The 4,252-nt window shown below is 72.0% G+C and carries 4 protein-coding genes; 3 read left to right on the top strand and 1 reads right to left on the bottom strand.

Annotated elements, in window-relative coordinates:
- The 3 genes from FV228_RS21780 to gluQRS all read left to right on the top strand — a co-directional run.
- Positions 1-1,566: ATP-binding protein (locus FV228_RS21780; protein WP_147856516.1), on the top strand; the 1,566-nt coding region annotated here is incomplete at its 5' end.
- A 53-nt stretch (positions 1,567-1,619) separates the two neighbouring features.
- On the top strand, positions 1,620-1,901 hold the full coding sequence (locus tag FV228_RS21775; protein ID WP_147856515.1) for a hypothetical protein: 282 nt from the start codon (positions 1,620-1,622) through the stop codon (positions 1,899-1,901).
- Positions 1,898-2,761: a tRNA glutamyl-Q(34) synthetase GluQRS gene (gene gluQRS / locus FV228_RS21770; RefSeq protein WP_246693985.1), complete on the top strand. Its 864-nt coding sequence runs from the start codon at positions 1,898-1,900 to the stop codon at positions 2,759-2,761. Before FV228_RS21775 ends, gluQRS begins: the two co-directional genes overlap by 4 nt.
- Before the next feature lie 16 nt (positions 2,762-2,777).
- Here the strand turns inward: gluQRS and FV228_RS21765 are convergent.
- On the bottom strand, positions 2,778-4,252 hold a 1,475-nt coding region (locus FV228_RS21765; RefSeq protein WP_147856513.1), incomplete at its 5' end, for a M23 family metallopeptidase.

The following is a 4,252-nucleotide window of genomic DNA, read 5'->3' as shown; positions in this document are numbered from 1 at the left end:
CTGCGCAGCCGCGACGCCGCCCTCGAGCGCGCCGAGGCCGCCAGCGTGGCGAAGTCGCGCTTCCTCGCCACCGTCAGCCACGAGATGCGGACGCCCCTGAACGGCATCCTCGGGATGGCCGACCTCGTGCTCGGCACCGCCCTCGACCTGGAGCAGCGGACCTATGTGGAGGCCGTGCGGACCAGCGGACAGGCGCTGCTCGGGCTGATCGACGGCGTGCTCGACTTCTCGCGGATCGAGGCCGGGCGCCTCGACCTCGCGGCCGAGCCGTTCGATCTGCCGGCTCTGGCCGAGAGCGTCGTGGAGCTGCTGGCCCCGCGGGCCCAGGACAAGGGCATCGAGATCGCCCTCGACGTCACCGAAGATTTCCCCCGCGCGCTCGTCGGCGATGCGGACCGCGTCCGTCAGATCCTGATCAACCTCGCCGGCAACGCCATCAAGTTCACGGAGCGCGGGGGCGTCGGCGTGAGCCTGACCTTCGTCCGCATGCCGGGCGGGGGAGGGGAGGTGGTCCTGGCCGTTTCCGATACCGGACCCGGCATCCCGGAGGAACGCTTGCCGGCCCTGTTCGAGGAGTTCGAGCAGGGCGACGGCAGCGCCAGCCGGAGCCACGAAGGCACCGGCCTGGGTCTCGCCATCACCCGCCGCCTGGTCACCGGCATGGACGGACGGATCGAGGCGGATTCGCGGATCGGGCGTGGCTCGACCTTCCAGGTCGTCCTGCCGCTGCCGGAAGCCGAGGCCGAGCGCGCCGACCTGGCCGCGCTGCCGCGGCTCGAAGGACGGCGCTGCCTGATCGTGGCCGACTCGCTCTATCAGGCTCCGTACCTCGCCCGGAGCCTGTCCCGGGCGGGCGCCGCGACGGTGATCGTCGGAACCCTCGAGGATGGCCTCGACGCCCTGTCGGGTGCGGCCTTCGACGCGGTGCTGGCCGACCGGGCGCTGGGAGACGCGGCGGTCCGCCAGATCGCCGACGCCGCCCATGCCTGCGGGGTGCGCTGCAGCCTGGTCCTGCTGTCGCCCTTCGACCGCCGCGGCTTCGGGGCGCCGGGCGCCGCGGGCTTCGACGGATACCTGATCAAGCCGGTCCGGGCCCGCTCGCTGTTCGAGCGGCTGCTCGCCCCGCCGCCGACGATCGAATCCACGGCCATTCCGGCCCCGGCCCCGGTGAGGACCGGGACCGGCCAGCGGGTCCTGCTCGCCGAGGACAACCCGATCAACGCCCTGCTGGCGACCCGCGCGCTGGAGCGCCTCGGCGCCGAGGTGGTCCACGCCGTCGACGGCGTCGAGACGCTCGAGCGGCTGGCAACGGCCGGACCGTTCGATCTCGCGCTGATCGACATCCGTATGCCGCGCCTCGACGGCCACGAGACCGCCCGCTGCATCCGGGCCGCGGAAGCCGCGGGGCAGGGTCCCCGGCTGCACCTCGTCGCCCTCACTGCCAATGCCGGCCGCGAGGACGAGATCGCCGCGCGCGAGGCGGGCTTCGACGGGTTCCTTGCCAAGCCGCTCAATCTGAAGCTGCTTCCGGGCCTGCTGGAGGACCGGACCGCGCGGGCCGCCTGACCGGGCCACGCCCGCGTTGACAGGAGCGCACCGGCCGCGCCAACAGGACGACCATGTCGACAGCGCCCACCACGTCGCCCGCACCGCGTTCCTCGAACGGCGCCCTTGCCGCCTGGGGCGTCGTGATCCTCATGGTCGCCACGGTCCTGCTCGGCGCGCTCTTGCCCGCCCGCCACCCGGCGCCGGCACGTTCGGTCGCCGACGACCCCGCCTGCCTGGAATGGACCGACGGCTGCCGGGTCTGCCAGCGGCTGGCGGAGGGGCCGGCTTGCTCGCTTCCGGGTATCGCCTGCCAGACCGGCACCCCGCATTGCCTGCGTCACCGGGACGGGTGAGCACGGGCGCGCCGGTCCTCCGCTTCGCGCCGAGCCCGAACGGACGGCTCCACCTCGGCCACGCCTATTCGGCCCTGCTCAACGCCGACCTCGCCCGGCGGATGGGCGGCCTCTGCCGCCTGCGGATCGAGGACATCGATCCCGTCCGCTCGAAGCCGGAGCTGGTGGAGGCGATCGTCGCCGACCTCGCCTGGCTGGGCCTGACCTTTCCGGAGCCGGTGCGGCACCAATCCCGACACATGGACGCCTACCGGGCGGTCCTCGATGGCCTGATCGACCGGGGCCTGGCCTATCCCTGCTTCTGCTCGCGCGGCCAGATCCGCGCGCAGGCCGGCGCCTTGGAAGGGCACCCGCACGACCCCGACGGCGCACCGCTCTATCCCGGAACCTGCCGCAGACTCGATCCCGCGAGGGTGGCCGGGCGTCTTGCCGGGAACGCGCCGCATACCTGGCGCCTCGACATGGAAGCCGCCCTGCGCATCGCCGGCGACCGGCTGGGCTACACCGCCTTCGACGAAGCCGGCACGCGATGGGTCCAGGCTGCTCCGGCGCGCTGGGGCGATGCCGTGATCGCCCGCCGGGCCGTGCCCACCAGCTATCACCTCGCCGTCGTCCACGACGACGCGCAGGAGGGGATCACCCACGTGGTACGCGGCCAGGACCTGGAAGCGGCCACCGACCTGCACGTCCTGCTGCAGCACCTGCTCGATTTTCCGGTCCCGCGCTACCGTCACCACCGGCTGATCCTGGATCCGGGGGGAGAGAAGCTCGCCAAATCCCGCGCTTCGCTGAGCCTGGCCGACCTCAGGCAGGCGGGGCTGACGCCAGAACAGATCCGGGCGCGGCTCGGGTTCGGATAACGGGCGTCCGGCGCGTTCAGCGCACGGCGGCGTCGCGCTGCGCCAGCGCCGTGGCGCTCTTCGATTTCAGCATGGTCGCGTCGATCTGCTCGCGCTGGCGCTTGAACTCGCTCAGCATCCGCCCGTCCAGCTCGCGCCCGCGGGGAACGCGGATCTTCATCGGATCGACGAAGTGGCCGTTGATGATCACCTCGTAATGGAGGTGCGGCCCGGTGGAGAGGCCGGTGGAGCCGAGATAGCCGATGATCTGCCCCTGACGGACCCGGACCCCTTCCTTCACGCCCCGGCCGAACCGCGACATATGATTGTAGGTCGTGACGTAGCCGTTGACGTGCTGGATCTCGACCCGGTTGCCGTAGCCCGAGGTCATCTCGGCTCGGATCACCACGCCGTTGCCCGCCGCGGCGATCGGAGTCCCGATCGGGTTCGCCCAGTCGACGCCGGTGTGCAGCTTGGCATAGCCGAGAATCGGGTGGCGGCGGTAGCCGAAGCCGGAGCGCATGATCCCGTCCGGGATCGGCTTGCGCAGCAGGAATTTCTTGAGGGATCGCCCCTGGTCGTCGAGGTAATCGATCGTGCCGTCATCCGGGGATTGGAAGCGGTAGACCTTGCGGGTCTCGCCGCCGAGGGTCAGCGCCGCGTAGAGCAGGTCCGGACGGTCGGCGGACGCGTCGTCGTCGTAGGTGTAGAACACGTCCAGGCCGTCGCCGCTGGCGATGCGGCGCTGGAAGTCGAGGTCGTAGCTGAACACCCGGACGATGTCCTCGACCGTGGCGCGCGGCAGGTCGTGGCGCGCGGCCGTCTCGTAGAGGCTCTGATACAGCCGCGGCCCCGAGCCCGAATCCTCGTCTTCGTCCTCGCCGGCCTCGGCCTGCGGCTGCGACTTGGCGGAGGGGGCGTCCTCGGTCGGGGGCGTCACCGACACGAAGGCGTTGCGGTCGTTGAGGGCGGCAATGCCCTCGATGCCGCTCTCGCCGTACAGCACCACACGGGTGACCTGGCGGGGGTCGCCGGGACGTGGGCCGGGGGCGACCTGCACGCGCATCTGCTGCCCCTCGGTCAGGGCGGCGGTGCGGGTCTTGCCCCCCAGCGCGGCGACGATCGCGCGGATCTGCTCGTCGCCGGCCATGCCGGTGGCCTTCAGAAGGGTCTCAAGGGTGTCGCCCCGCTTGAACGCGACGTCGCGCTCCTCCACGAGTGGCGCCTCGTTCGGTTTGAGCTCGACCTTCGCGACCTTGGTGACGTTCTCGGGGACGACCAGCACCTCGATCGCCTTGAACGGGTTGGCGTCCTTGGCGGCGGCACCCTCGGCGTCGCCGCCGGCGCCCTGCTGGAGCGTACGCGACAGCAGGATCTGCGGGGCGATCGGGATGGCAGCCCGGCGCCCGGCCTCGGCGGCGATGCGGCGCTCCTCCTCGACCTGTGCGGTAACGTCGTCGTCGGTGAGCGCCGGCGCGTTCGGATCGATGGCCGCGTCGGCGAGGTCGCGCT

The organism is Methylobacterium sp. WL18 (assembly GCF_008040015.1).
Taxonomy (GTDB): domain Bacteria; phylum Pseudomonadota; class Alphaproteobacteria; order Rhizobiales; family Beijerinckiaceae; genus Methylobacterium; species Methylobacterium mesophilicum.
The sequence above is the reverse complement of the archived record's forward strand: the minus strand, read 5'-3'. Positions and strand labels throughout refer to the sequence as shown.